This is a genomic window from Streptomyces sp. BHT-5-2 (assembly GCF_019774615.1).
Classification (GTDB): Bacteria; Actinomycetota; Actinomycetes; order Streptomycetales; family Streptomycetaceae; genus Streptomyces.
On sequence record NZ_CP081497.1, the window covers coordinates 2,024,449 to 2,051,314 of the forward strand.

Genomic DNA, 26,866 nt, shown 5'->3' on the forward strand with positions numbered 1-26,866 from the left:
CGGAGCCGTACGAGGTGCACCATGGAGACAGAGGTGCACGATGAAGACCACCGAGATCGTCTCCCAGCTGCTGTCCGAACACGGCCGGACCTTCGCCGAGGAAGCCGGCATCACGCTCCGCGACAAGCCCGCACCGCTGTACCAGCTGCTGGTCCTCACGGTGCTGTGCTCGATCCGGATCAAGGCCGAGATCGCCACCGCCGCCGCCCGGGAGCTGTTCGCGGCGGGCTGGCGCACACCACGGGCGATGGCCGACTCCGCCTGGCAGGACCGGGTGGACGCGCTCGGCCGAGCCCGCTACGTCCGCTACGACGAGAGCACCGCGACCACCCTGGCCAACGGGGCGGAGCTGGTGCTCGACCGCTGGCACGGCGACCTCCGGCGGATGTGGCAGGAGGCCGACGGCGACCCCGCCAAGCTCCGGGAGCTGCTCAGGGAGGTCCCCCGGATCGGGCCGGTCGGCGCGGACATCTTCTGCCGCGAGGCCCAGGCGGTCTGGCCGGGGCTGCGCCCCTTCTTCGACGAGCGGACCTGCGGGACCGCGCGCGAACTGGGGCTGCCGCACACCCCGCGCGGCCTCGGTGACCTGGTGCCCCCGAAGGACCACGCCCGGCTGGCCGCGGCCCTGACCCGCGTCGGCCGGTCCGAACACGCCGTCCGGGAGCTCCAGTCCGCGTAACACGCGGCCCGTGCCCGTGCCCCGGGAGCCGGGGCGGTTCCGCCGGACCCCGCGCCCCGGCGTACTGTTGCCCGCCGACGGCCCGGACGATCACCGGGCCGTGGCCGCGCCGGCACCCGGCGCCGGGCGGCCGGGCCCCAGGGGGAGGATGCGGCATGAGCAAGGTCGAGGAGTTCGAGGAACTGCGGCCGCTGCTGTTCTCGATCGCCTACCGGATTCTGGGCAGTGTGGCCGAGGCCGAGGACGCGGTGCAGGAGACCTGGCTGCGCTTCGACGCCGTCTCGACCCGGCCCGCCTCGACCCGGGCCTTCCTGTCGACCGCGGTGACCCGGATCGCGATCGATGTGCTGCGCTCCGCACGGGTGCGGCGCGAGGAGTACGTCGGCCCGTGGTTCCCCGAACCGCTGTTGAACGATCCGTACCAGGACCCGGTGCGCTCGGCGGAGCTGACCGACTCGGTGTCGGTGGCGGCGCTGTTGCTGCTGGAGCGGCTCAGCCCGCTGGAGCGGGCGGTGTTCGTGCTGCGGGACGCCTTCGGCTTCGGGTTCGACGAGGTCGCCGCGGCGGTGGGGCGTTCGGAGGCGGCGTGCCGGCAGCTGCTGGTGCGCGCCCGGCGCCACATGGCGGACCGGCGGCCGCGGTTCACGGCGGACCGGCAGGAGCGCCGGGAGCTGGCGGCACGGTTCGTCGGCGCCCTCCGCGAGGGCGACCTCGACGGCCTCCGGGAACTGCTCGCCGCCGATGTGTCGATGGCCGGCGACGGCGGCGGCCGGGCCCCGCAGCTGGCCCGCGCCGTCGTCGGCGCCGAGAACGTGGCCCGGCTGCTGGCTGCCGTCTTCCCCTGGCTGGCCCGGATCGAGGTGACCGCCGAGCCGCGGGAGATCAACGGCCAGCCCGGCGCCCTCTTCCACGACCGGGACGGCAGGGTGCTGCACGCCCTGACCCTCGATGTCCTCGACGGCCGGATCCAGGACATCCGCTTGGTGCTCAATCCCGACAAGCTCGGCCACTTGGGGCCGGTCGCCGATGCCTGGGCCGTCGACCGGGAGCTGAAGCAGGCGCGACGGCAGGGTAGTTGATGCTCTGGCGCTCCGGCAGTGGGTCAGCCGCGATATCCCGTGGTCGCCGCCGGCAGCGGCCCCTATGATGTGCCCATGCAGCTGTCGTCGTGCCTGAGCTGGTGGCGCTCCTCGTAGGAGCGGCCGCCTCTCGCGCATGACCAAGGGCCGTTCGCACGGACGGCCCTTTTCGTGTCCCCTGGAACAGGGGTGGTGCCGTCCCGACGGCACCACCGACCACCAGGAGACCTCATGGACACCACGGCCCCGATCGCGGACTTCGACGCCCCTGCCGCGCCCACTCCCGCCCCCGCCTCTTCCTCGGCCCTTCCGGATGCCTCGGCTTCCGAAGCTGTCGCGGCCGACCGGCTGGGGGCCTCGGCCGCGCGGGAACGCACCGCGGTGCTGGAGGAACTGATCCGTACCGACCCCGGGCAGTTCCGGGTCCTGACCGGCGACCGCCCCACCGGACGGCTGCACCTGGGCCACTACTTCGGCACGCTCCACAATCGGGTACGGCTGCAGAACCTGGGCGCGGAGCTGTTCGTGATCATCGCGGACTACCAGGTGCTCACCGACCGCGATGTGGCCGACAACCTGACCACGTACGTCGAGGAACTGGTCCTGGACTACCTCGCCATCGGCGTGGACCCGGAGCGCAGCACGATTTTCACGCACAGCGCCGTCCCCGCCCTCAACCAGCTGCTGCTGCCGTTCCTCAGCCTGGTCTCCGTCGCCGAACTCAACCGCAACCCCACCGTGAAGGACGAGATCAGCCACTCCCGCCAGTCGGCCGTCAGCGGCCTGATGTTCACCTATCCCGTCCACCAGGCCGCCGACATCCTCTTCTGCAAGGCCGATCTCGTCCCGGTCGGCCAGGACCAGCTTCCGCACCTCGAACTCACCCGCACCGTCGCGCGCCGCTTCAACGACCGCTACGGCAACGGCTCCACGGTCTTCCCCCGGCCCGACGCCCTGCTGTCGAGCGCGCCGCTGCTGCTCGGCACCGACGGCACCAAGATGAGCAAGAGCCGGGGCAACGCCCTCACCCTGGCCGCCGACGCCGATGAGACCGCCCGGCTGATCAAGGGGGCGAAGACCGACGCCGAGCGCCACATCGGCTACGACCCGGCCACCCGCCCCGAGGTGTCCTCACTGCTCCTCCTGGCGGCCCTCTGCCAGGGCCGGACCCCCGAGCAGGTCGCCGCCGACATCGGCTCCGCGGGCGCCGCCGCGCTGAAGCGGACCGTGACCGAGGCGGTCAACGAGTACCTGGCGCCGATCCGGGCCCGCCGCAGGGCGTACGCGCAGGACCGCGCCCTGCTCCGCCGGATCCTGCGCGAGGGCAACGAGCGGGCCAACGCCGTGGCCGACGCCACCCTCGCCGAGGTGCGCACCGCGATGAACAGCCACTACTGATGATCAGCCACTACTGAGGGCGCGGCCGAAGGCGCAGGCGCCACTCAGTCGGGGACCGTGACGGCCTGTGGGGTCGCCTCCCGGATCCGGGTGGTGATCCACTTGATCTGGGTGCGGTTCTCGTCGTGCAGGGCGGATGCCTCGGCGAGCAGTTCGCACTCGCACAGCGCCCGGGCGACCTGGCCGAGCATCACCCAGCGGATGTGGACGCGCTGCGCCTTCTCGTGCAGGTGGCACAGGTCGTGGAGCAGGGCCAGGCCGGCCTCGCGGCGGTCGCGGCGGAGCGCCGCGGACGTGTGGCGGACGGCGTCCCGCACCGCGGACAGCGGCTCGGGCGCGGTCGTCTGCGCGTGCAGGCGCACCTCGAAGCGCTCGCCCCAGGCCCGGACGCGCTCGGCGTGCCGGTCGCACTGCGCGGCGACGGTGTGGGCCGGGTGGTACGTGCCGCAGTCCGCCGCCTGGCGTTCGGCGACGCTCCGGCAGGTCCTCGCCAAGTCCGTCACGGCGTCGTGGAGTTCCCGCAGGAGGGCGCCGGGCCTGTTCATCGTCGCGGCCCCGGCTCCGCGGCATCGGCGACCTTGGTCAGCCGCACCGGAGTGGCCTTGTAGACGGGTTGCTTGGACACCGGGTCCCATGCGGTGTGGGTGAGTTCGTTGGCGGCCCGGTCGTGCCGTCCGGGGTCGGTCCGGTCGAAGTAGCCGTAGTGGAACGGGACGAACACCAGGCCGGGACGGCTGCCGCGCAGCACCGCGGGGGCCTCGATCTCGCCCTGGCGGGAGGACACCCGCACCAGGTCGCCCTCGGCGATGTCCCGGCTGTGCGCGTCGTCGGGATGCAGCTCCACCCACACCTCCGGGGCCGCGTCGTCGAGTTCGGGGACGCGGGCGGTCTTGGTGCGGGTGCGCCAGTGGTACACGCAGCGGCCGGTGGTCAGCTGCAACGGGTGGTCCTCGTCCGGGAGTTCGTGCGGCGGCAGGTAGTGCGCCGCCTTCAGGACGGCCCGGCCCGCGGGGTCGTGCAGCCGGTACTCGTCGGGTTCGTGCTGGGCGCCGGTGGCGAGGTCGTGCCCGTAGTCCTCGCAGCGGTCGGCGGCGGTGGGGAAGACATGGTCGGTGTAGAGGCGCTCGGTGCCGTCGGGGGCGGACTCCGTGCAGGGCCACTGCACACCGTCGCTGCCGCGCAGCCGCTCGTAGGTGAGGGCGGACTGGTCGCAGGGCCGCCCCTCGGTCAGGGCGATGAAGTCGTGCCAGGCGTCCTCCGGCTGGTGCCAGCGCACCAGCGGGCCGCCGTCGCGGTCGGTCAGGTGCATCCGCCGGGCGTAGTCGAGCAGGACGGCGAAGTCGCTGCGGGCCTCTCCGGGCGGTTCGACGGCCTTGTGCGACAGGTGGACGGTGCGGTCGGCGTTGGTGACACAGCCGGTCTTCTCGCCCCACATGGCGGCGGGCAGCACCACGTCCGCCAGGGCGGTGGTCTCGGTCGGGAAGGCGTCGGAGACGACGAGGAAGAGCCGGTCGGATCCGAGGACGGAGCGGATGCGGTGCAGGTCGGGGAGGGAGACGGCGGGGTTGGACCCGGTGATCCAGAGGAACCTGATCGAACCGGTCTCGCAGAGCCGGAAGATCTCCATGGCGTGCGTGGGCGACCAGTGGGGGATGCGCGGTGCGTCGACGTTCCAGTGGTCGGCCAGGCGTCGGACATGGGCGTCGTTCTGCCAGTTGAGGAAGGCGGGCAGGGAGCCGTCGGCGCCTGCCTCCCGGGCGTTCTCGGCGCTGGGCTGGTCGTTCATCTGGAAGACCGTGGCCCCGGGCCGTCCGATCATGCCGCGTACCAGGTTGATGTTGTTGACCTGCACGGCCGCCGCGGTGGCCTGGTGCGACTGGTAGACGCCCTGTAGGACGGTCGACACCAGGTGGTGGGCGGTCCCGAGGAGGTGCGCCGCGCGCCGGACGAGGTGCGCCGGGACGCCGCAGATCTCCGCGGCCCGCTCCGCGGGATAGTCCGCGACGGTCCCGGCCAGCTCGGCGAAGCCGGTGGTGCGGGCGTCGACGAAGCTCCGGTCGATCCGGTCGTTCCGGATCAGTTCGTGCAGCAGCGCGTTGAGCAGGGCGACGTTGGTGCCCGGCCGGACGGGCAGGTGCACGTCGGCGGCGCGGGCGGTCGGCGTCAGCCGCGGATCGACGACGATCAGCCGCGGGCGGTCCGGACCGTGCAGCCGGTCGAGCATCCGCGCCCACAGCACCGTCTGGCTCTCGGCGACGTTGTGGCCGACGAGGAACAGCGTGTCGCAGTGGTCGATGTCGGTGTACGAGCCGGGGTCCCCGTCGCTGCCGAAGCTCTCGACCAGCGCCGATCGCGCGGTCGCGGTGCACAGCCTGGTGCTGCCGTCCAGATGGGGCGTGCCGATCCCGCCGCGGGCGATCAGCGCCTGGGCGTAGTGCTCCTCCGCGAAGAGCTGGCCGCTGGTGTAGAACGCCATGGCCAGCGGGCCGTGGCGGGAGAGCACGGCCTGCGAACGCTCGACCACGGCCGTCATGGCGGTGTCCCAGTCGACCCGCCGCAGCGCACCGTCGATCCGCATCTGCGGGTGGAGCAGCCGGTCCCGCGCGTGGCCGGCCTGCCAGCCGAACAGTCCCTTCGGGCCGAGCCGGCCGTGGTTGACGCGGTCCTGGGCGCGGCCCCGCACCCCCACGATGCGGCCGTCGGAGACGGCGATGTCCAGTCCGCAGCCGTTGGAACACAGCATGCAGACCGACGGCACCCACCGTTCGACGTGGTCGTGCGGGATCGCCAGGCAGGCATCGACGCGGAGCGGCCAGCCGCCGCCGGCGGGATAGGGGGTCCGCTTGCCCCACACATCGCCGATCCGGTCAGCCATTGTGTGCTCCCTTCCCTCACTGTCCGCCGAACCGGACGCTGGGCCGCGCCCGCCGGACTCCGCCGCACCAGCGGCCCGCGCCGGCCGGGGACCGCGCGGACCGCGACCGGTCGGCCGCCCCCGACCTTACGCTGCGTGATCGCCCAACTCCGGCTGCGAATCCCGGCGCACCCGCGCGTCCGGCCGCCGCGCACCCGGCCGACGCGCGTCCCGGGTCGCCGGGCACCCCGCTGAGCTGAGGCTTCGTCAGATCCAGGCGGGTGCACGGCGCATGGTCGGTCGAAACGAAAACCGCCCGTCTGGCGTCGCCTGACGTGCCGTCAGATAGCCGCGCGGAGGCCCATCCGGGCGAACGCCCCGGTGCGGTCGGTCAGCGTTTGCCGCCCCGGGGGCCGGCGACCACAGTGGGAGGTGGGGCCGTCCGGCGAGCCGTCGCAGGAGGAGTGCAGCCATGAGGCGTCCACGCACCGGGACCGAGCCGGTGACCGCCCGCAGCCCCCTGCGGCTGCGGCTCATCATGGCCTCCGCCGCGCTGGTCGTCTTCGTCGCGGCGACGGCGGGCCTGGTGATCTGGGCGGACTCCGCCGGCCCGAACACCTACCCCGGCCGGAACGCGCTGCTCGTCCTGGCCGTGGTCTGCGGCATCCTCGCGCTCCTCGCCGCCGTGGACCTCGTCGTGCTCGCCCGCCGCCACCGACGCGGGGAGGACGCGGACGCTTAGCGTCTGCCCGACGGGCCGGGGCCGGGAGAGCGGCGTCGGCCGGGCGGGACGGCCGCGAGCGCCGCAACGCCCCCAAGGTGGGCTGGTGTTGGGCCGGCAGCCGTCACGCCTGGCTCGGCTTCGCCTCGGCGACGGGGCGGCGGTCCGGCTGGTCCGCCTACTCCGCCTGCCCCTTCCGGTCCGCCTGCCCCTTCCAGTCCGTCCGGCCCTTCCGGATCGTCCGTCCGTCTAGTCGGGCCGTACCGAGTTGAGGAGGGTGGCGCACCGTTGCAGCAGGCCGACGAGGGTCGCCCGTTCCTCGTCCGTGAACTCGTCGGCCAGCGCGCGCTCCACGCTCACCGCCCGCGCGTCGGCGATCGCCATGACCGCGTGGCCCTCGTCGGTGAGCCGGATCTCCAGCACGTTCCGGTGCCACTCGTGCGGGGTGCGCTGGATGAGGCCGCGCTCCTGGAGGTTCTTCAGCACCGTGTTCATCGTCGGTGGCGTCACGCCGCACGCCCGCGCCAGCGCGGCGGCCGAGATGCCGGGCCGCTCGGAGCTGTAGAGCAGGGCCGCGTACTGCGGGACCGTCAGGCCGGCCGGCTTCAGCGCCGCGTGCTTGGCGCCGTTCAGGGCCTGCTCGGCGCGCTTGATGGAGGAACCGAGGCGCTCGGACACGGGCATGGACGTCATCCCTGCATCGTAATGGCCGTATAGCAGGTGAGGGCTCGCTCGGCAATGTGCATCCACATGAGGATTAGTGTCTTGACGAGCATTAGAGTTCGAATCTACCTTCGTGTTCGTTCACTCGTTTCTTGCGACCAGTCGGTCGTCTGCGGATGCCAGGTGTCAGCTGTAGGCGGCCTCAACGGGGGGGACCCACCCATGACTTGCTCGATCGCCCGCCGCGCTCTGGTGCCGGCCGCTCTGGCGCTGGCGGCGGCCGTCGTCGTACCGCCGGTCGCCACCGCGAGCACCCGACCCGAATCCCACGCCCGCACCCAGGGACACGTCCGTACCGCCCACGTCCGTACCGCCTACGACCTGCCCGGCGAGCGCGCCTACCCGGAGGGCGTCGCCGCCGACCCGCGCACCGGCGACATCTACGTCGGCTCCTACGCCACCGGCGCCGTGTACCAGGCGACGCCCGGACGCCACGCCGCCCGGATCTTCCTGCCGGCCGGCGCCGACGGGCGTACCACCGCCAACGGCCTCAAGGTCGACCGCGCCGGCCGACTGTGGGTCATCGACTCGACCGCCGGCGTCGCCGTCTACGACCTCCGCGACCGCAGGCTCCTCGCCCGCTTCGACGTCACGGGAACCGCGAGGTCCTTCGTCAACGACCTGGTCGTCACCCCGGACGGCACTGCCTATCTGACCGACAGCTACCGGGGTGTCGTCTACCGCGTCACACCCGGTCAGCTGGCCCGGGTCGCGGCGCACGGTCGACGTGCCGGGCTGACCGCCGCCTACGACCTGTCCCGCGTACTCCCCCCGGTCCCGGCCGGCACCGTCACCCTCAACGGCATCGCCGCCGCCCCCTCCGGCCGCTACCTCCTCACCGTCGACATGACCGCCGGCACCCTCTACCGCATCGACCCGACCACCGGCGCGATCCGCCAAGTCGCCCTGCACGGCGGCGACATGAAGCACGGTGACGGCCTCGAAATGCGCGGAAACACCCTCTGGGTCGTCCACAACGTGGCCAACAGCATCAGCCGGTGGCGGGTAACCGATGACGGCCGCGCCGCCCGCAGGGAGCGCAGCCTCACCGACCCGGCGCTGCAGATTCCGACCACGGTCGTCCACAGCGGCGGCCGGATGCTCGTCGTCCGCTCGCAGTTCGACAAGGGCGGCCCCATGGGCGGCAGCGACCCGCAGCCCTTCACCGTCGCCGAGGTCGACGGCATCTGAGCCGCGCCGGCGCGCCACCCGCCCAACCGTCCGGAGGCGACGAATGCGCCCGGGAATTCCGGGAGTTCGGTTACTTCTCGTTCAGGGAATTCGCGCCGTCCACTCCTCGTTCTGGAATTTACGGAGGACGAGCTCCCGGGCGCGGGCGAGTTCTCCGGGGGTGACGTCGCCGCGGGTGAGTCCGTAGCGCGAGCGGAAGGAGTCGATCATCTTCTCGATGACGGCTTCGCGGGGGAGCCCGGTCTGGCGGCGCAGCGGATCGACGCGTTTCTTGGCGCTTCTGGTCCCCTTGTCGGAGAGCTTTTCCTTGCCGATGCGCAGCACGTCGAGCATTTTGTCGGCGTCGATGTCGTAGGACATGGTGACGTGGTGCAGCACCGCGCCGGGGCCGCCTCCCGGGCCGACCATCCGTTTCTGTGCGGCGCCGGCCACCTTCCCCAGTTCGGTGGCGATGTCGTTCAGCGGCTGGTACCAGGCTTTGATTCCCATGTCGCCGAGCGCGGTGAGCACCCAGTCGTCGAGATAGGCGTAGGAATCCGCGAAGGACAGTCCGGAAACCAGGGCCTCGGGCACCGCGAGGGAGTAGGTGATGGTGCTCTGCGGCTCGGCGAACATCGCCCCGCCGCCGGAGATCCGGCGCACCACCGTGACGCCGTGGCGGGCCGCGCCCGCGGCGTCGACCTCGTTGCGCAGGGACTGGAAGCTGCCGATGATGACGGCCGGGGCGTCCCATTCCCAGACCCGGAGGGTGGGCGGCCGGCGGCCCGCCGCCACCTCCGTGGTGATGACCTCGTCGAGGGCCATGTGAAGGGCCGGCGGCTGCGGCGCGGTGTGGATGAGCTGCCAGTCGTAATCGCTCCAGTCGGTGGCCTGGGCGAGGGCCCGGCGCACCGCGACGGCGACGCTCTCACTGGTGAAACCGAAAAGCACCGCCGATTCGGGGAGTGCGGTGTCGATACGGTCCCGCAGGCCGGCGGTATCGGTGTCGACCGGTGCGCCTTCCAGCGCGGAGTTGATGTCCAGGATCGCCTCGTCGGGTTCCAGGAAGAAGTCACCGGCCACCCGGACATTTCTCAGCCGGCCGCCCTCGACGTCCAGATCGACGACCACCAGCTTGCCGCCCGGGACTTTGTATTCGCCGTGCACTCCGCACTCTCCGCCTCGTAAAGCACCGTGATCCGACACGGTGCCGGATTCTCCTGACACGGTAACCGCACGGCGGGTGAATACGGTGCGGCGTACCGTCACACCCCGGGGGTCGTGGGCGTCGCCGCCCAGCTCGCCAGCAGCCTCAACCGCTCCTCCGTCCGCGAACCCGGCTCCGGCGTGTAGACCACCAGCATCTGGTCCGGCTCGCCCGGGACCGTCAACGTCTCGTAGGGCAGGGCCAGTTCGCCGACCACGGGGTGCGCCAGGCGCTTGGTGCCGTAGCTCTTCTCCCGGACCTGATGGTCCGCCCACAGGCGGCGGAAGTCCTCGCTCGCCAGCGACAACTCACCCACGAGCGTGGCAAGTTGAGGGTCCTGCGGATGGTTTCCGGCGTCCAGGCGCAGATGCGCGACGGTCTCCGCGGCCACCGCCGGCCACTCCGGGTACGTCTCGCGGGCCCGCGGGTCGAGGAACACCTGGCGCGGTATGTTGCGGTCCCGGGGTGCCATCTGTGAGAAGCCGACGACGGCGTCACCCAGGTCGTTCCAGGCGAGCACGTCCATACGGCGGCCGAGGAGGAACGCCGGGGCCCGGTCGACGGTGTCCAAGAGCAGCCGCAGGCCGGGGCGGACCTTCTGGGGCGCGGGGTCGGCGGCGGCCCTCCGGGGCCCCGCGCGGCGCACGCCCGGCCGGGCGACCTTGCGCAGATACCCCTGCTCGGTGTCGTCCAGGCGCAGCACCCGCCCGATCGCATCGAGCACGGCATCCGAGACCGACGGGCCACGGCCCTGCTCCAGCCGGATGTAGTAGTCGACGCTGACGCCCGCGAGCTGGGCGACCTCCTCCCGGCGCAGCCCCGGCACCCGCCGCCGGCCATGACCGGGCAGCCCGACCTCCTCCGGCCGGATCCGCGCGCGCCGCGACCGCAGGAAGTCCCCGATCTCCCGCCCTATGGGTGTGTCCATGCCGGTGATCCTAGGACGTGTCCCCGCGTCTTTCCTGGTACTGCCGGACCCAGGAAAACGGTGGACCTGGGTCGCCGCGTCGACGGGTTGCACTGTGGTGGACGTCGCCGGGAGACGCCCGGTGGCGAACATCGCGAAACCAGGAGCCACCATGTCGTACGACGCCCTCGCCGGCCGCACCGCCGTTGTCACCGGAGCCGCCAGCGGCATGGGTGAGGCCACCGCCCGGCTGCTTGCCTCGTACGGCGTGCGGGTGGCGCTGCTCGCCCGCCGGGCCGAGCGGCTGACCGACCTGGCCGCCAAGATCGAGGCGGACGGCGGCCGGGCCCTCGCCGTCCCCACCGACATCACCGACGCGGCCTCCGTGGACGCCGCGGTGCGGCAGGTGCACACCGCGTACGGCGCCGTCGACCTCGTCGTCAACGCCGCGGGCGTGATGCTGCCCAACCCCGTCACGGCGGGCCGCGCCGACGAGTGGCAGCGCATGCTGGACACCAACGTGGCCGGTGCGCTGCGCGTCATCCGCGCCTTCACCCCCGACCTGATCGCGGCCGCCGCGGCGGGCCGGACCGCGGACCTGGTCAACATCTCCTCGATCGGCGCCCACGTCCCCTTCCCCCACTACGCGGTCTACGGCGCGACCAAGGCCGCGCTGACCTACCTCTCGCAGTCCCTGCGCACCGAACTGGGCCCGCGCGACGTCCGCGTCACCAACATCGAACCGGGCCTGACCGACACCGAACTGGCCGACCACGTCGACAACGCGGAACTCTCCGGCCAGTTGGACGGCATGTTCGACGCGCTGATCGGACTCTCCGCCGACGACATCGCGGACCTGATCGCCTTCACGACCAGCCGTGCCCGCCACGTCAACCTGCGCCAGGCGATCGTGCTGCCGACCCGGCAGGCGTGACCGCGTCAGCCGAGCGCGGCCAGCAGCCGGGGGAGGGCCGTGCCGATCGGCTCGCGCACCACCTCGGTGGCCAGCTCGTCGTAGGGGGTCGGCTCGGCGTTGACGATCACCAGGCGTGCACCGTGCTCCACGGCCGTCCCGGCGAGCGAGGCGGCCGGCTGCACCTGGAGCGTGGTGCCCACCGCGAAGAACAGCTCGGCGGCCTTCGCCACCGCCACCGCCTGGCCGAGCACCCGCGGATCCAGCCGCTCGCCGAACATCACCGTCGCCGACTTGAGGATCCCGCCGCACGCCCGGCACGCCGGGTCGGGCTCGCCGGCCGCCACCCGCTCCAGCGCCTGCGCCATCGACGACCGGGCATGGCAGCCGGTGCACGTCACCTCGCGGGCGGTGCCGTGGAGTTCCAGCACCTTGCGGGCCGGCAATCCGGCGAGCTGGTGCAGCCCGTCCACGTTCTGGGTGAGCACCCGCACCGGCGTCCCGGACCGCTCCAGCCGGGCCACCGCCTCGTGCGCGGCGTTCGGCCGGGCCCGGAACACCGGGCTCTCCCGACGCATCCGCCACGACCGCCGCCGGATCTCCGGATCCGTCATGTACGCGTCGTAGGTGACCAGCTTCTCGGCCGCCGGATCGCGCCGCCACAGCCCGTTCGGACCGCGGTAGTCGGGGATCCCGGAGTCGGTGGAGATCCCGGCGCCGCTCAGGATCGCGACCAGGGGGCGGTGCGCGGGCCGGCCGTCGGTGCTGCTCATGGGCCGAGCGTACGGAAGGTGGCGGGGGAGGGCGAATGGTTTGGGGGTGGGGGCGGGGGCGGTTCGCCGGGCGGTCGGTTGGTCGGCGGAGGGGGACCGGCCCGTCCGGTGGAGTGGCGGAACCGGTCGGTCCGAGGGGCTGATAAGCCCGCCAGCGTGGGAAGGGGTGAGAAGTCGATCCGGCCGGGGAGATTACGGGGGACCCGTACGTCCCGTCGGCCCGCCATGGGCCGCCACGTCCCACAAGAGCCGCCACGCCCCACAAGGGATGCCACAGCCCACGACGATGAGGAGCCACCGTGTTCACCACCCGCCCCACCCTCCACGGCACCTTCGGTATGGCCGCCACCACCCACTGGCTGGCGTCCCAGTCCGCGATGGCCGTACTGGAGGACGGCGGCAACGCCTTCGACGCCGCCGTCGCCGCCGGGTTCGTGCTGCACGTCGTCGAACCGCACCTGAACGGGCCGGCGGGCGAGGTGCCCGTCATCCTGGCCCCGGCCGGCGGACCGGTGCGGGTGCTCTGCGGACAGGGCCCCGCCCCCGCCGGCGCGACCGTGGCCCACTACACCTCCCTCGGACTCGACCTCGTCCCCGGCGCCGGACCGCTCGCCGCCGCCGTCCCCGGCGCCTTCGACGCCTGGATGCTGCTGCTGCGCGACCACGGCACCAAGTCCCTGGCCGAGGTGCTCCGTTATGCCATCGGATACGCCGAGCACGGCCACCCCGCCGTCGAACGGATCGGGGAGACCGTGGAAGCCGTCCGTACGCTCTTCGAGACCGAGTGGACCTCGTCGGCCGAGCTCTACCTCCGGGGCGGCCGCGCCGTCCGCCCCGGCGAACTGCTCACCAACCGCCCCCTGGCCGACACCTGGCGCCGCCTCCTCACCGAGGCCGCGGCCGCCTCCACCGACCGCGAGGGACAGATCGAGGCCGCCCGCCGCATCTGGCGCGAGGGCTTCGTCGGTGAGGCGCTCGCCGACTTCGCCGCCCGCCCCGCCATGGACAGCTCCGGCGAACCGCACGCCGGCACCCTCACCGGCGACGACCTGACCGCCTACACCGCCACCTACGAGGACCCGGTCACCCACGACTGGCACGGCTGGACCGTGGCCAAGGCCGGCGGCTGGACCCAGGGTCCCGTATTCCTCCAGCAACTCGCCCTTCTGCCCGAGGAGTTGCCCGGCTACGGCAGCCCGGAATACGTCCACCTCCTCATCGAGGGCAGCAAGCTCGCCATGGCCGACCGCGAGGCGTGGTACGGCGATGCCGCCGACGTCCCGCTCGCCGCCCTGCTCGGCGACGACTACAACACCGCCCGCCGCGCCCTCATCGGCGACCGCGCCTCGTACGCGCTGCGGCCCGGCAGCCCCGACGGACGCACCCCGCGGCTGAGCAAGCACACGCAGGCGGTGGCCGGCGGCGCCGGCGGGTTCGACGTGGCGGGCGCCCTGGCCGGCGGCACGGGGGAGCCGACCATGGCCCCCGGACCCGCCGCACCCGGCCGCGGCGAACCGTCCCCCGGCGCCCCCGAGGTCGGCCGCGACGGCACCACCCGCGGCGACACCTGCCACATCGACGTCGTCGACCGCTGGGGCAACCTCGTCTCCGCCACCCCCTCCGGCGGCTGGCTTCAGTCCAACCCCGTCGTCCCCGGCCTCGGCTTCCCGCTCGGCACCCGCCTCCAGATGACCTGGCTGGAGGAGGGCCTGCCCAACTCCCTCACCCCCGGACGCCGCCCCCGCACCACCCTCACCCCGTCCCTGGCCCTGCGCGACGGCGTACCCGTCATGGCGTTCGGCACCCCCGGCGGCGACCAGCAGGACCAGTGGCAGCTGCACTTCTTCCTGGCGGTGGCGCTGCGCCCGCAGGTCCGCGGCGGCCTCGACCTCCAGGGCGCCATCGACGCCCCGAACTGGCACCACGACTCCTTCCCCGGCTCCTTCTTCCCGCGCCTCATGCGGCCCGGCGGCGTCACCGTCGAATCCCGGATCGGCGACGCGGTGATCGACGGGCTGCGGCGGCGCGGCCACGACGTGACGGTGGGCGGCGCGTGGTCGGAGGGGCGGCTGTGCGCGGTGGCCCGCGACCCGCGGACCGGGGTGCTGTCGGCCGCGGCCAACCCGCGCGGCATGCAGGGGTACGCGGTCGGGCGGTGACCGACGGCCGGCCGTCTCGGGACACCGGTCCCGGGGCGGCCTCAAAGCGCTGACCTGGGGAGATGTCGGTGGGGCGGGGGCTGCCGGCGCCCGTGGAGGGCGGTCCGCGGCACCTGCCCGTGGCCCGTACGGCACCCGGAGTTCACCCGGAGTCCGGTCGGAGTGTCAGTGGTCCGTGGTTCGATGGATGCATGATCGAAGCACTGGACATCCGCACTCCGGGAGACCCCACGGACACCACGGACCTCACCGACGCCGTCACCCTCACCCCGGCCGCCGCACCCGCGGCCGCGCCCTGCCCTGCCACCGCGCCCGCCGCCGAGCCCGATCTCTCCGGGCTGGACTGGGCCGCCGTGGAGGCCGCCGTCCGGCAGGCCGCGGCCGACGAGATCACGCCCCGTTTCCGGCAGCTCGCCGTCGAGGAGATCGTCGAGAAGAACGGCCCGCACGACCTCGTCACCATCGCCGACCGGCGCGCCGAGGAGCACCTCACCGCCGCCCTCACCGCCCTGCTGCCCGGCTCCCGGGTCGTCGGCGAAGAGGCCGTGCACGCCGACCCCACCGTCCTCGACGCCCTCCACGGCGACGCCCTGGTCTGGATCGTCGACCCGGTCGACGGCACCCGCCAGTTCGTCCACGGCGACCCCGGCTTCGCCACCCTGGTCGCCCTGGCCCACCGCGGCGAGGTGCTCGCCTCCTGGACGTACGCCCCCGCCCTCGGCCAGATGGCCGTCGCCCGCCGCGGCGCCGGCGCCTGGCTCAACGGCGAGCGGCTCACCGCCGGCCACCCCGCCCCCGGCGCCGATCTCGAAGTCGCCACCTCCCACCCCGACTTCACCACCGACGACCAGAAGCGCGTGCTGGCCGCCCTGGAGACCCCCGGCGTCGCCCCCCGCCCCTGCGGATCCGCTGGCCTGGAGTACCTCCACATAGCCCTCGGCCGGCTCGACGCCACCGCCTTCAGCTGGGAGAACTCCTGGGACCACGCCGCCGGCCTGCTCCTCGTCCACGAAGCGGGCGGCACCAGCGGCACGGTCGCCGGCCGGCCCTTCCGCATCCAGGGCGGCAACGCGCTGCCCTTCACCGCGGCACGGGACGCCGAAACGGCGCGGCGTATCCTCGGACTGCTGGCTGCCGCCAACTGACCCTCACCGACGAGGGTCGGACACGAGGGGAGTGGCGCAGGTGCGGACGATGCTCGACGCCGTCGTGATCGGATCGGGGCCCAACGGCCTGACAGCGGCGGTCGAACTCGCCCGCCGCGGCATGTCCGTCGAGGTCTTCGAAGCCCGCGACACCATCGGCGGCGGCGCCCGCACCGAGGAGCTGACCCTCCCCGGCTTCCGTCACGACCCCTGCTCCGCGGTGCACCCGCTCGCCGCGGGCTCCCCCGCCTTCCGCGCCATGCCCCTGGAGCGGCACGGCCTGGAATGGCTCCACCCCGACCTCCCCATGGCGCACCCCTTCCCGGACGGCACCGCCGCGGTCCTGGCGCACTCCGTCGGCGAGACCGCCATGTCGTTCGGCGCGCACGACGCCGGCGTCTACCGCCGGCTCGTGGCCCCGTTCACCGGAAGGTGGGATGCCCTGGCCCGCGACTTCCTGCGCACCCAGTGGCTGGGCCTGCCTCACGACCCGTTTACCTACGCCCGCTTCGGGCTGGTCGCCATGCAGCCGGTCACCCTGCTCAACCGCCGCTTCCAGGACGAGAAGGCACGCGCCCTGCTCGCCGGACTCGCCGCCCACGCCATCGCCCCGCTCCGCGGCTTCGGCACCAGCGGCCTGGCCCTGATGTTCGCCCTCGCCGCCCACGCCAACGGCTGGCCGGTGCCCCGCGGCGGCTCCCAGGCCATCTCCGACGCCCTCGCCGGCCTCCTGCGCGCCCACGGCGGCGCCGTCCACACCGACTTCGAGGTCAAGCGCCTGGACGACCTCCCGCCGGCCCGCGCCTATGTCTTCGACACCTCCCCGACGGCCCTCGCCCGCATCGCCGGCCTCGGCAACGCCTACCGCGACGTGATCTACGGTCCCAGCGTCTTCAAGATCGACTATGCGCTGTCCGGCCCCGTCCCGTGGACCGCCCCGGAAGCCCACCACGCCGGCACCGTCCACATCGGCCCCACCAGCGGCGAGATCTCCGCCGCCCTCGACGCCGCAGTCCAGGGCCGCGACCCCTCCGTCCCCTTCCTCATCACCGCCCAGCCCAGCCTCATCGACCCCACCCGCGCCCCCGAGGGCAAGCACACCTTCTGGGCCTACGGCCACGTCCCCAACGGCTGGACGGGCGACGCCACCGACGCCGTCGAGCGCCAGATCGAACGCTTCGCCCCCGGCTTCCGCGACCTCGTCCTCGCCCGCGCCGTCGCCGGCCCCCCGCAACTCGCCGCCCGCAACGCCAACTACGTCGGCGGCGACACAGCCACCGGCTCCGCCGCCGGCCTCCGCCTCCTCATCCGCCCCAAACTCACCCGCGTCCCCTACGAAACCGCCCACCCCGCCGTCTTCCTGTGTTCCCAGGCCACCCCACCCGGCCCCGGCGTCCACGGCATGTCCGGCCACCACGCCGCCCGAGCCGTCTGGCGCCGCCTCCGGGGGAGCAGCGGCCGCTAGGTCCTGTCGTCGAACTCCCGCCTGCCGTCCGGCGCCCGGCACGCACTCTCGCCGCACCGGGCGAACAACGGGAGTTCGACGACAGGACCTAGGCGGCCGGCCGGAGCCACGGGTCCGTCCACTCAGCCTCCGCAGCCGTGGCCTCCGCAGCCGTGGCCTCCGCAGCCGTGGCCTCCGCAGCCGTGGCCTCCGCAGCCGTGCCCTCCGCAGCCGTGCCCTCCACCGCCGTGCCCACCACCGCCGTGTCCACCACCGTGTCCTCCGCCACTGTGCCCTCCACCGCTGTGGCCGCTTCCGCTTCCGCTTGCGCAGTCGTAGCTGTCCCCGCCGCCCCAGCTGTGGTCCCCGCTGGAGCGCTGCCCCGGTTTCCAGGAGTTCGACCGGCCTTGCGTCCTCGGCCCGCCGCTCCGGCGCGGGGCCGATCGCCGCCCCTCGTCGGCCCGTTGCTGCTGGCGCAGTCGCGCTTCCAGCTGCTCCGCCCGCTCGCGTTTCTCCTGCTCCTCCTTGCGGATCCGTTCGCGCCGGGCGGCGTCCCGGGCCGCGCCGTCGGCCGGCTGCCACGGGCCGAGGCCGTGGCGGCGTCGCGCCAGCAGCGGCGCGACCGTGACGCCGGCATAGGTGCGTTCCTGCTCCGGCCCCTGGTACGCGCTGCGCTCGATGACGGCGTATTCCAGAGCGACTTCGGCGCCTTCCCAGAGCGCGCCGTACAGGACCGCTTCGAACGGTTCGCTGCGGGGATCGATGTCGTAGTGCCCTTCGTCGGGTCGGAAGGTGGAGCTGGTGCCCACCAGACGCGCCGTGCGGTCGGTGTCCCGGTCCTTGGGGAAGTACGCGATCAGGGGCTGCCCCGAGGTGGAGAGGGCATCCGGATACAGCCAGTGGTAACCGTCCGGCGCGATTCGCACACCCACCATCAGAGTCGGCTGGGGCTCCTCGTGCAGGCGATGCGCCGCCCGGAAGGCGGCATGGCCGCGCCCGTACACGGTGGTGCCGGGAACGAGGAACAGCAGGGCGGCGATCTGCTGCCCGACGGCGTCGTACGGCGCGCGGTCCGGTGCCGTCAGGTCCTCGACGAGACCGGCGGTGAGGACGGCGCCGGCGACGAGGCAGAGGACGAGCCCGAGGTAGACCTGCCGGTACCCGCGGTAGTCGTCCGTCTCGGGCGCCCCGTCCGGGAGTTCGCGTCGGCGCCGGCCGGAAACGGCGAGCGCCAGCGCCCGCTGCCTGCGGCGGGCCCGAAGGCGCAGGCACGCACCGGTGAACGCCCATACGGAGACGGCGAGGGCCAGCAGGTATCCGCCTGCGGCCGGGCCGTCGTCGGCGCTCGCGCCGGCGCCGGGTGACGCCAGGGACACGGCCGCGTCCACCGCGACCACGACCGCGGCCGGCACGGTCGGGACCGGCAGATGGCGGTACCACAACGGCAGCGCGGCCAGCAGGACCGCCCCGGGATAGCCGAGCCAGTCGGTGCCAGCGGGCGCGGACCCGCCACCGCCCCACCGCGCGATCGAGAACCCACCGGTCAGGACGTACGCCCCGGCGACCAGGACGAGCAGGACCCAACTGCCTGCGACCGGGGCGAAGGCCGCCGGGACACGAGCCTTCCGCCACCGCTCGGCCTCGGCGACGGACCAGGACTCCACACCGCCCTCGGGCAGTGCCCCCGGAGGCAGACGCTTGACGTAGTCATGCACGGCGCACTCCTTCCGCAGCACGCCGGACAGTTGAGGCTGCGCACTGCCTCGCCAACTTCGGTCGGGCCATGGTCCCCGGGCGGGGACGGCCATCACCGACTCTGCAGACGACGAGCCCAGGTTGAGAGCGGCCGATGAAATCGCCCTGAAACAGCGAAGAAAAGGCTCAGGCTCAGGCACACGAAGAGGCGCAGGAACAGGCGCAGGCACGGAAAAAGGCAAAGGCAAGGAGAACTCTCTCCCTGCCACTCTCAACATATAGCGCACCAGGGGGCTTGCGGCAAGGCCCCGGTCGTGCCGCAGAATCGTCCGCCGACGCCACAACCTGCGGAAACGGCGGCAGCGCGGGCGTGTGTTGTCGTCGACGTCCGGGCGGAGGTACGGGGTCGGTCACCCCAGTACGACGGAGCACGGCTGCCTCGGAGGTACCCCAGTGAGCGACGCGACGAACGAGGCAATGAACGGGGCCAGGAACAACGCAATGAACGATCAGTATGTTTTGGATCTCCAAGAGGTGGACGAGACGCAGGTCGCGGTCGTCGGTGGCAAAGGCGCGCACCTGGGCGAGCTGTCGCAGATCGATGACATCCCCGTGCCGGGCGGCTTCTGCGTGACGACGAACGCCTTCCGCCGGATCATGGCGGAAGCGCCTTCGCTCGACGACCGGCTCGACGAACTGTCCCGCCTGGACCCGGACGACCAGGAGGCGATCCGCACGCACAGCGCGCGGATCCGCCGGACCATCGAAGAGACCGCCATCCCGGGCGATCTCGCGTCGGCGATCACCCGCGCGCTCGCCCGACTCGGCGCGCAGGCCGCCTACGCCGTCCGATCCAGTGCGACGGCAGAAGACCTCCCGACGGCCTCCTTCGCTGGCCAGCAGGACACGTACCTCAACGTCGTGGGGCCGACGGCGATCCTCCAGCACATCAGCCGGTGCTGGGCCTCGCTGTTCACCGAGCGGGCCGTGACCTACCGCCGGCGCAACGGCATCGACCACCGTACGGTCCACATGGCCGTGGTCGTGCAGCGGATGGTCTTCCCGCACGCGTCCGGCGTCCTCTTCACGGCCGACCCCGTCACGGGCAACCGGAAGGTCGCCACCGTGGACGCCGGCTTCGGCCTCGGCGAGGCCCTGGTCTCCGGCCTGGTGAACCCGGACGTCTTCACGGTGCGGCACGGCCAAGTCGTCGCCAGGACGATCGCCGCCAAGGAGCGTGCCGTCCACGCCCTGCCGGCCGGCGGTACGCAGGAGGTGGCGATCGACCCGCAGCGGCAGCGGCAGCCGGCGCTGACGGACGCGCAGGCGGTGCGGCTCGTACAGCTCGGGCGGCGGATCGAGGCGCACTTCGGCCGTCCGCAGGACATCGAATGGTGTCTGGTCGACGACGGCTTCCGGATCGTTCAGAGCCGGCCGATCACCACGCTGTTCCCCATCCCCGAGACCGGCGACCAGGACAATCACGTCTACGTCTCCGTCGGTCACGGGCAGATGATGACCGACCCCATGAAGCCCCTGGGGCTCTCCATGTGGCAGCTGACGGCCATGGTGCCGATGCACGAGGCCGGCGGAAGGCTGTTCGTCGACGTCACCCGGCGCCTGGCCTCGCCCGCGAGCCGCGCCGGCCTCCTGGACGTCATAGGGAGAGGCGACCCGCTGATCAGGGACGCGCTGGAGACCGTCCTCGACCGCGACGACTTCGTCCCGTCGCTCCCGGACGCGGGCCCCGCCGGACCGCTGGCCACCGGCGCGTCCACCCCGATCGAGACCGACCCGGCCATCGTCACCGAACTGATCGAGCGCAGCCGGGCGTCCATCGCCGCCCTGGAGCGCGACATCCGGACGAAGACCGGACCGGCGCTCTTCGACTTCCTGCTGAGCGCCTTCGAGGAGCACAAGCGAATCCTCAGCGATCCGCTGAACCTTCAGGCGATCACGGCGGGGATGGAGGCCACCTGGTGGCTCAACGACAAGCTGCGGGAATGGCTGGGCGAGAAGAACGCGGCTGACACGCTGACCCTGTCCGCCCCCGACAACGTCACATCCGAAATGGGTCTGGCACTGCTCGACGTCGCCGACGTGATCCGCCCGCATCCGGAGGCGGTGGCGTTCCTACAGCGCGGCGCGGACGAGGACGAGGACGTGGACTTCCTGGACGAGCTGGCAAAGCTCCCGGGCGCGACCGCAGCGCGCGCCGCCATCGAGACCTACCTCGACCGCTACGGCATGCGCTGCGTGGGCGAGATCGACATCACCAGGCCACGGTGGCGCGAACGCCCCACCACGCTCGTCCCCGCGATCCTCGACAACGTCCGGAACTTCCAACCGGGCGCCGCCGAACGGCGCTTCGAGCAAGGGCGGCAGAAGGCGCGGCAGAAGGAACAGGACGTGCTGGCACGCCTGCGCGCCCTGCCGGACGGGGACCGCAAAGCCGACGAGACCAAGCGCATGATCGACCGGGTCCGAACCTTCATCGGCTACCGGGAATACCCCAAGTACGGCATCATCAGCCGCTACTTCGTCTACAAGCAGGCCCTCATGGCGGAGGCCGAGCGCCTCGTACGGACCGATGTGCTTCCTGAGCGGGAGGACATCTTCTACCTCACGTTCCAGGAACTCCACGACGTCGTGCGCTCGAACCAGGTGGACGCCCGACTCATCCGGCAGCGCAAGGACGCGTTCCGCTCGTACCACGCGCTCACACCGCCCCGGGTGCTCACCTCGGATGGCGAGGCCGTGACCGGCGCGTACCGGCGCGACGACGTCCCGGCCGGCGCCCTGGTCGGCCTACCGGTCTCCGCCGGGACCATCGAGGGACGGGCCCGCGTCATCCTCGACATGGCCGATGCCCATCTCGAAGCGGGCGACATCCTGGTCACGCCCTTCACCGACCCCAGCTGGTCGCCGCTGTTCGTCGGCATCGCGGGCCTGGTGACGGAGGTGGGCGGCCTGATGACCCACGGCGCCGTCATCGCCCGGGAGTACGGCCTGCCGGCCGTCGTGGGCGTCGAGCAGGCCACCCGGCTGATCCGAGACGGCCAACGGATCCGCGTACACGGAACCGACGGCTACCTCGAGCTCCTCCCTTGACCTTTGACCGACCACACCGAGAAGCCCCGTACGCGCCTCCGCCCCTCCCCCCGCCCTACGCTCACCACATGACCACCACCACTCTCACCCTCGTCCAGGGCGACATCACCGAACAGGCCGTCGACGCCGTGGTCAACGCCGCCAACTCCGCCCTGCTCGGCGGCGGAGGCGTGGACGGCGCGATCCACCGCCGCGGCGGGCCCGACATCCTCGCCGAGTGCCGTGCCCTCCGCGCCAGCCGGTACGGCCGCGGCCTGCCCACCGGCCAGGCCGTCCCCACCACCGCCGGCCGACTGCCCGCCCACTGGGTGATCCACACCGTCGGCCCGCGCTTCAGCCGCGAGGAGGACCGGTCGCAACTGCTGGCCTCCTGCTATCGGGAGTCGCTGCGGGTCGCCGACGAACTGGGCGCCCGTACGGTGGCGTTCCCGGCCGTCTCCGCCGGGATCTACGGGTGGCCGATGGAGGACGCCGCCCGGATCGCGGTGGAGACGGTGCGGAGCACGCGGACCACGGTCGAGGAGATCAGGTTCGTCCTCTTCGACGAGCGGGCGTACGAGGCGTTCGCCGCACAACTCCGATAGCGATCAGCCTCGACGCTGCTCGACGGCGGCGGTACGGGCCATCGCGCCTTGGCTGGGGCGCGGCTCATGGGGCACGGAGCGCCTCCAAAGAAGGGTGGGAGTGCTGCCCCCCCTCTGATCGGGCGATCTCGGCAAGGGAATCGGTATCCATTCGGCGAAATCCAGGCAACCTGCATTGCGGTTCAACTATCAGCGACGAAGGGGTGTTTTATGTATCGCATCGCCACCGCTGTTCTCGGGTTCACGGCACTACTAGGCGCCATTGCCACCCCAGCACAGGCTGCCCCCGCCAAGCGGATCGTCAAGCGGGAATTCGCGGTGAGGGCAGGGTACTGGGGTGCGTACGGAGAGGGCACCGCACGCTGCCCCGAGGGTTCTGCGGTTGTCGGCGGCGGATTCGACTCAGGGCGCTTGAGATTGTTCGCATGGGCCAGCCGCCCGACGGATGACGGCAAGGGCTGGACCGTGCGAGTCACAGATGGTGGCGAGTGGAAATTCTCAGCGGGGACGGCCACGGTCTATGCCGTGTGCGAGTTCGAGTAACAGCAGCGTCTCCATGCGGATGCCGCCCCGCGCGGGAACGCCCCCTGCCCCCGGGGCCTGCTCAGGCCCGGGCCGGCGTGCTTCACGCTTCGCAGGTGTCTGATCGCTGCAGCGACCGGGGTAATGATTGTCGGCCGTTGGAGTGGGCTTTCGGCGCGCCTGTGTGACATCGGGTGTGGGGAGGTACTCATTCGGCGTCCGATTGCCTGTCGATTAGGAGAAGCGATGCGTCCGTTCATAGGTCGTTCGCTTGCCGTCGTGGTGGTAAGCGTGGCGACCGGTGTCCCGATCGCCGATATATCCCAGGCCGTGCCTCAGAGCCGGTCCATGGTGCTGAGTGGTGAACACCGCCGTATGCAGCGTCACGACGGGTGCGACGCGTGCGAGTGCGGCGACGACTCCGGCTCGGGCGGCGGCGGTGCGGTTGATACCGGTCCGGGCGGCGGCGGTCCTGGTGGTGGGGAGCCGACGGGTACGGGTCCTGGTGGTGGGGAGCCGACGGGTACGGGTCCTGGTGGTGGGGAGCCGACGGGTACGGGTCCTGGTGGTGGAGAACCGACGGGTACGGGTCCTGGCGGTGGGGAGCCGACGGGTACCGGTCCTGGTGGTGGGGAGCCGACGGGTACGGGTCCCGGTGGTGGAGAACCGACTGGTACAGGTCCAGTCGGTGCCAGTCCATGCGGTGCCGGTCCCGGTGATGGGGAACCTGCTGGTACGGGTCCAGGAGGTGGGGAACCGGCTGGTACGGGTCCAGGAGGTGGGGGAGTTGGCAGCGGTCCCGGTGGTGGGGGTCTGGTGGGTACCAGTCCCGCTGGCGACAGTTCGGGTGATGGCGCGGACGGATTCGATCTGGGGAACCTGTTCGACGGGTTCGGCTCCGGGCTGGTCGGCATGGGACCTTACGGCCTGGCGCCGTTCCGCGACTTCGGGTCCCTGCTCGGCTGGTTCTGACCTGCGGCAGCCCGGCGGCAGTCGCAGCGAAGTGCCGTCCCAGTGGCACGGGGGGCGTACCCAGAATGGGCCATCACACGTTTCGACGTTCCGCCGGTCATCGCGAACATGACCCTTGCGACGGCTACGTCCACCTGAGGTGAGCCGGCAGCCCGCCCCCACGCCCAACGGCCACCCTCCAACCAAGGCGCCGGCTCCGGGGCGGGCCGCTCGTCGCCGAAGCGAGGAAACCGTCGCGGAAGAACTCCGGGCGGCGCCGCATCAGGGCCGGGATGACGTCCCGAACGGCAAGCAGGTCACGTTTGGTGGGAAGCCGGGTGTGCCGGCGTCGCCGATGTCGCCGATGGGCGTGGCGAAGGCGGTCTGGGCGGAGGATGGGTGGCCGTTGGTCGGCGAGGTGCGGTCGGTGGGTGGGGCGCCGTTGGCCGGTGCGGCGTCATCGGGGGGTGAGGCGCCGTCGGTCGGCGGGGCGCCGTCGGTGGGTGCAGCGCCGTGGGCTTGGGCCGCGTCGTGCCGCTGTGCGTCCGGGAGCCGGTCGGCGGCTTGGTTCCGGGTGGTTTGCGGCGGGCCGGGTGGCCGGACTCGAGGCCGCCGCCGGGGTCCGTACTACAGCCGCACTCGGTGACCGTGAGGGTGAAGGTCGCCGTGTGCGTGGTGGATGCGCGGGCGCCGGTGACGATGATGTGGTAGGTGCCCGGCGGGGTCGAGGTGGAGGTGGCCAGGGTCAGCGTGGACGTGTTGTGGGCCGCGGTGACCGACGTCGGGTTGAAGCGCGCGGTGGTTCCCCTCGGCAGCCCGGACACCGACAGGCTCACCGGTTGTGCCGGTCCGGAGGTGACCCGGGTGGAGACCGTGGTGGTGGCCCGCGACCCGGCGGTCGTGCTGGGGGAGGTCGGACTGACCGCCAGCGAGAAGTCGTTGCTCGATGTGGAGGGATTGTTGCTCGGTGTGGAGGACCCGCAGTTGGGCAGCGTGAACGAGGCCAGCCTGGTGTGCCAGTTATAGCTGCCGTTGGACGGGATGTACTCGTTCGTGTACCAGAACGTGCAGTCGTCCGCCGGGTCCACGGCCATGGAGGTGTAGTCACCCCAGCGTTCGACCCCTGTCTGGGAGCCGCCGCCGGTGATCGGGGTGGCTTCGCCCTGTGTCATGAGCCCGGGGGTGTCGCCGGCCAGCCGACCGGTGTAGCGGATCGACGGATGCACCGACGGCGAGGACTGCGAGTAGCCGAGCCCGATGTTGCCGACCTTGTCCTGGGCCATCGAACCCACCCAGCGGTACGTGGAGTCGGGTGCGTAGGTGCCCTGTTGGTAGACGGTGGGGGTGCCGCCCGACAGCCGGAACTCGTACCAGCGCACGCCCGCCGAACTTCCCGCGGCCACCGCGTGGTTCACCACGAGCGACTCGTGTTCGCCGTAGTTGCGATAGGCCAGCCGGAACATCAACCGGTCGGAGACGGATTCGAGTTGCTGACTGGTGTCGCCCTGCGGGATGCAGGTCCCTGAACTGCCGCAGGCGGTGGTGTAGGGCGCCACGGGCAGCGTCGACGGACCGGTGAAGGTGGAGCCGGCGGGGTTGCTCCAGTCGACGTGGAACTTCCAGTAGGCCAGCCCCGAGTTGGAGGTCCCCAGGTCCATCATCAGTTCTGGCTCCCCGGAAGGGGGCGCGGTCCGGCCGTCCAGGTCCGCGCCGAGCAAACCGCCGTACGAGGGCGAGGTGGTGAAGCACTGCTGCGCGGCACCGGCGCCGGTCAGCATGTTCGCCCGGTTCAGCGCGCACGCCTCGGCGTACAGGAAACCGCCGGAGGGGCTGATCATGTTGTACGTGACGTAGTAGGCGTCGGGCCACACCGACAGCTTCGGGTAGTCCGGAAAGTTGGCGTATTGGAACGCGTAGCGGTAGTAGCTGCCGGTGGCGTCCTCGCTGGTGGAGACGGCCACGCACTGGTAGTACGGGCCCGAGGCGGACCTGATGTTGGCGAGCTGGGTGACCACCCACCGACTTGCGAGACTGTCCCAACGGACCACGGCATCACCGTCGTTGGTGGTCTCGCAGGAGCCGCCGAACCCGGACCACAGGGTGTTGGTGTCGGTCGGTGCGAGGACTGTGGCCCCGCTCTTCGAATACACCGCGTAGGCGGTGTTGACGGTCTCGACGATCTGATTGGAGCCGGCGGCCGCGTTCGGGTCCGGCGGGATCTGGGTGACCGAGTAGTTGCCGGCGCCGATGCCCTCGAAGTTGGCCCCCGAGGAGGGGGCGGCGGAGCCGCGGGGGCTCGGCTGCACCACCCTGTCCGGAAGGGCTGAAGCGGGTGGATGCGGCAACCGCTGGTGCTTCTGGCCTTGCTGCTTCCTGCCGTCGCGCCCGCGGTGGTGGCCGTGCGCGGCGGCCATGGACCGCAGGGTACGAGAGGTGTCGTGTCGTACGGCGGAGCCGGTGTCGGACGAGCGGTGTCGCGCCGGAGCGGGGCGCGCGGCGTGGCCGGCGGAGGCCGAGAACCAGAATCCGGACATCGCGGTCAGTGCAGCGATGAGCATGGCCATCAGGCCGCGCCTGTGTCGGGAACGGAGCACTGCACATCCTTTCGCGTGCTCGGGGATCGGTCCGGCCTACGGAGGCGCGACAAGGCTCGCCCAAGGTGTGACGCAGCGGAGGCAAGGCGCTCGGAAAAATCGGCTTTATCCCCGCAATGGGCGAGGCGGCGAAGCGGCCATCCCGCTGACGACCCGTCGGAACACGGAGCCACCCGGACGGTTCCCCGTCACCCGGCCGCTCCGCCTCGGTGACCGCGGGCGCCGCCGCCTCCGGGC

Annotated in this window: 20 protein-coding genes and 1 pseudogene; 13 read left to right on the top strand and 8 right to left on the bottom strand. The window is 72.2% G+C overall.

Annotated features, from left to right (window positions below; genetic code table 11):
* Positions 1 to 40: 40 nt before the first annotated feature.
* The 3 genes from K2224_RS36645 (at position 41) to trpS (ending at position 3,156) form a co-directional block, all read left to right on the top strand.
* Entirely contained in the window at positions 41 to 679 is a 639-nt protein-coding gene (locus tag K2224_RS36645; protein WP_221911417.1) for an endonuclease, read from the top strand.
* A 155-nt stretch (positions 680 to 834) separates the two neighbouring features.
* Complete coding sequence (locus tag K2224_RS36650; protein WP_221911418.1) at positions 835 to 1,758, top strand: RNA polymerase sigma-70 factor; 924 nt, start codon at positions 835 to 837, stop codon at positions 1,756 to 1,758.
* Positions 1,759 to 1,989: 231 nt separating this feature from the next.
* Positions 1,990 to 3,156 carry a tryptophan--tRNA ligase gene (trpS, locus tag K2224_RS36655; RefSeq protein WP_221911419.1) on the top strand — a complete coding sequence of 389 codons (1,167 nt, stop codon included), beginning with the start codon at positions 1,990 to 1,992 and terminating at the stop codon, positions 3,154 to 3,156.
* 44 nt (positions 3,157 to 3,200) lie between these two features.
* Here the strand turns inward: trpS and K2224_RS36660 are convergent, their stop codons facing one another.
* Together K2224_RS36660 and K2224_RS36665 are read right to left on the bottom strand one after the other, a co-directional pair.
* Positions 3,201 to 3,701 (bottom strand): hypothetical protein, encoded by a 501-nt coding sequence (locus K2224_RS36660; RefSeq protein ID WP_221911420.1) that lies wholly within the window; start codon positions 3,699 to 3,701, stop codon positions 3,201 to 3,203.
* Entirely contained in the window at positions 3,698 to 6,031 is a 2,334-nt protein-coding gene (locus K2224_RS36665) for a molybdopterin oxidoreductase family protein (RefSeq protein ID WP_221911421.1), read from the bottom strand. The genes K2224_RS36660 and K2224_RS36665 overlap by 4 nt, the downstream gene beginning before the upstream one ends.
* A gap of 451 nt (positions 6,032 to 6,482) precedes the next feature.
* Here K2224_RS36665 and K2224_RS36670 point away from each other — a divergent pair, with 451 nt between their 5' ends.
* Both K2224_RS36670 and K2224_RS41815 read left to right on the top strand, forming a co-directional pair.
* On the top strand, positions 6,483 to 6,752 hold the full coding sequence (locus K2224_RS36670; RefSeq protein WP_221911422.1) for a DUF6343 family protein: 270 nt from the start codon (positions 6,483 to 6,485) through the stop codon (positions 6,750 to 6,752).
* A pseudogene (locus tag K2224_RS41815) lies at positions 6,728 to 6,895 on the top strand (DUF5701 family protein); the annotation flags it as partial. The gene K2224_RS36670 and the pseudogene K2224_RS41815, both read left to right, overlap by 25 nt.
* 85 nt (positions 6,896 to 6,980) lie before the next feature.
* Here the strand turns inward: K2224_RS41815 and K2224_RS36680 are convergent.
* The gene (locus tag K2224_RS36680) at positions 6,981 to 7,415 is read right to left on the bottom strand and encodes a MarR family winged helix-turn-helix transcriptional regulator (protein WP_221912180.1); all 435 of its coding nucleotides are present in this window, start codon (positions 7,413 to 7,415) and stop codon (positions 6,981 to 6,983) included.
* A 201-nt stretch (positions 7,416 to 7,616) separates the two neighbouring features.
* Between K2224_RS36680 and K2224_RS36685 the strand changes: the two genes are divergently transcribed.
* Positions 7,617 to 8,645, top strand: a complete 1,029-nt coding sequence (locus tag K2224_RS36685) for an SMP-30/gluconolactonase/LRE family protein (protein WP_221911423.1) — start codon at positions 7,617 to 7,619, stop codon at positions 8,643 to 8,645.
* A gap of 81 nt (positions 8,646 to 8,726) precedes the next feature.
* Here K2224_RS36685 and K2224_RS36690 read toward each other — a convergent pair whose 3' ends face one another.
* Together K2224_RS36690 and K2224_RS36695 are read right to left on the bottom strand one after the other, a co-directional pair.
* Complete coding sequence (locus tag K2224_RS36690) at positions 8,727 to 9,791, bottom strand: biotin/lipoate A/B protein ligase family protein (protein WP_221911424.1); 1,065 nt, start codon at positions 9,789 to 9,791, stop codon at positions 8,727 to 8,729.
* A gap of 98 nt (positions 9,792 to 9,889) precedes the next feature.
* On the bottom strand, positions 9,890 to 10,759 hold the full coding sequence (locus K2224_RS36695) for a helix-turn-helix transcriptional regulator (protein WP_260693698.1): 870 nt from the start codon (positions 10,757 to 10,759) through the stop codon (positions 9,890 to 9,892).
* A gap of 151 nt (positions 10,760 to 10,910) precedes the next feature.
* On the opposite strand from K2224_RS36695, the gene K2224_RS36700 reads away from it, so the two are divergent.
* Complete coding sequence (locus K2224_RS36700; protein ID WP_221911425.1) at positions 10,911 to 11,672, top strand: SDR family oxidoreductase; 762 nt, start codon at positions 10,911 to 10,913, stop codon at positions 11,670 to 11,672.
* A gap of 5 nt (positions 11,673 to 11,677) precedes the next feature.
* On the opposite strand, the gene K2224_RS36705 is transcribed toward K2224_RS36700, so the two are convergent.
* Positions 11,678 to 12,424 carry a Sir2 family NAD-dependent protein deacetylase gene (locus tag K2224_RS36705; RefSeq protein WP_221911426.1) on the bottom strand — a complete coding sequence of 249 codons (747 nt, stop codon included), beginning with the start codon at positions 12,422 to 12,424 and terminating at the stop codon, positions 11,678 to 11,680.
* A gap of 299 nt (positions 12,425 to 12,723) precedes the next feature.
* Between K2224_RS36705 and K2224_RS36710 the strand changes: the two genes are divergently transcribed.
* The 3 genes from K2224_RS36710 (at position 12,724) to K2224_RS36720 (ending at position 17,193) form a co-directional block, all read left to right on the top strand.
* On the top strand, positions 12,724 to 14,583 hold the full coding sequence (locus K2224_RS36710) for a gamma-glutamyltransferase family protein (protein WP_221911427.1): 1,860 nt from the start codon (positions 12,724 to 12,726) through the stop codon (positions 14,581 to 14,583).
* 191 nt (positions 14,584 to 14,774) lie between these two features.
* Positions 14,775 to 15,728 carry an inositol monophosphatase family protein gene (locus K2224_RS36715; protein WP_260693699.1) on the top strand — a complete coding sequence of 318 codons (954 nt, stop codon included), beginning with the start codon at positions 14,775 to 14,777 and terminating at the stop codon, positions 15,726 to 15,728.
* Positions 15,729 to 15,777: 49 nt separating this feature from the next.
* Positions 15,778 to 17,193: a phytoene desaturase family protein gene (locus K2224_RS36720; RefSeq protein ID WP_398201017.1), complete on the top strand. Its 1,416-nt coding sequence runs from the start codon at positions 15,778 to 15,780 to the stop codon at positions 17,191 to 17,193.
* Positions 17,194 to 17,315: 122 nt separating this feature from the next.
* On the opposite strand, the gene K2224_RS36725 is transcribed toward K2224_RS36720, so the two are convergent.
* Positions 17,316 to 18,887, bottom strand: a complete 1,572-nt coding sequence (locus K2224_RS36725; RefSeq protein WP_221911429.1) for a hypothetical protein — start codon at positions 18,885 to 18,887, stop codon at positions 17,316 to 17,318.
* A gap of 481 nt (positions 18,888 to 19,368) precedes the next feature.
* On the opposite strand from K2224_RS36725, the gene rph reads away from it, so the two are divergent.
* The 3 genes from rph to K2224_RS36740 all read left to right on the top strand — a co-directional run bounded on the left by rph (position 19,369) and on the right by K2224_RS36740 (position 24,056).
* The gene (gene rph / locus K2224_RS36730; protein ID WP_221911430.1) at positions 19,369 to 21,978 is read left to right on the top strand and encodes a rifamycin-inactivating phosphotransferase; all 2,610 of its coding nucleotides are present in this window, start codon (positions 19,369 to 19,371) and stop codon (positions 21,976 to 21,978) included.
* Positions 21,979 to 22,046: 68 nt separating this feature from the next.
* Entirely contained in the window at positions 22,047 to 22,562 is a 516-nt protein-coding gene (locus K2224_RS36735; protein ID WP_221911431.1) for an O-acetyl-ADP-ribose deacetylase, read from the top strand.
* A 1,338-nt stretch (positions 22,563 to 23,900) separates the two neighbouring features.
* Positions 23,901 to 24,056: a hypothetical protein gene (locus K2224_RS36740; protein ID WP_221911432.1), complete on the top strand. Its 156-nt coding sequence runs from the start codon at positions 23,901 to 23,903 to the stop codon at positions 24,054 to 24,056.
* Between the two features lie 296 nt (positions 24,057 to 24,352).
* On the opposite strand, the gene K2224_RS36745 is transcribed toward K2224_RS36740, so the two are convergent.
* A complete protein-coding gene (locus K2224_RS36745; protein ID WP_221911433.1) occupies positions 24,353 to 26,593 on the bottom strand; it encodes a hypothetical protein in 2,241 nt (746 codons plus the stop codon).
* Positions 26,594 to 26,866: the final 273 nt, after the last annotated feature.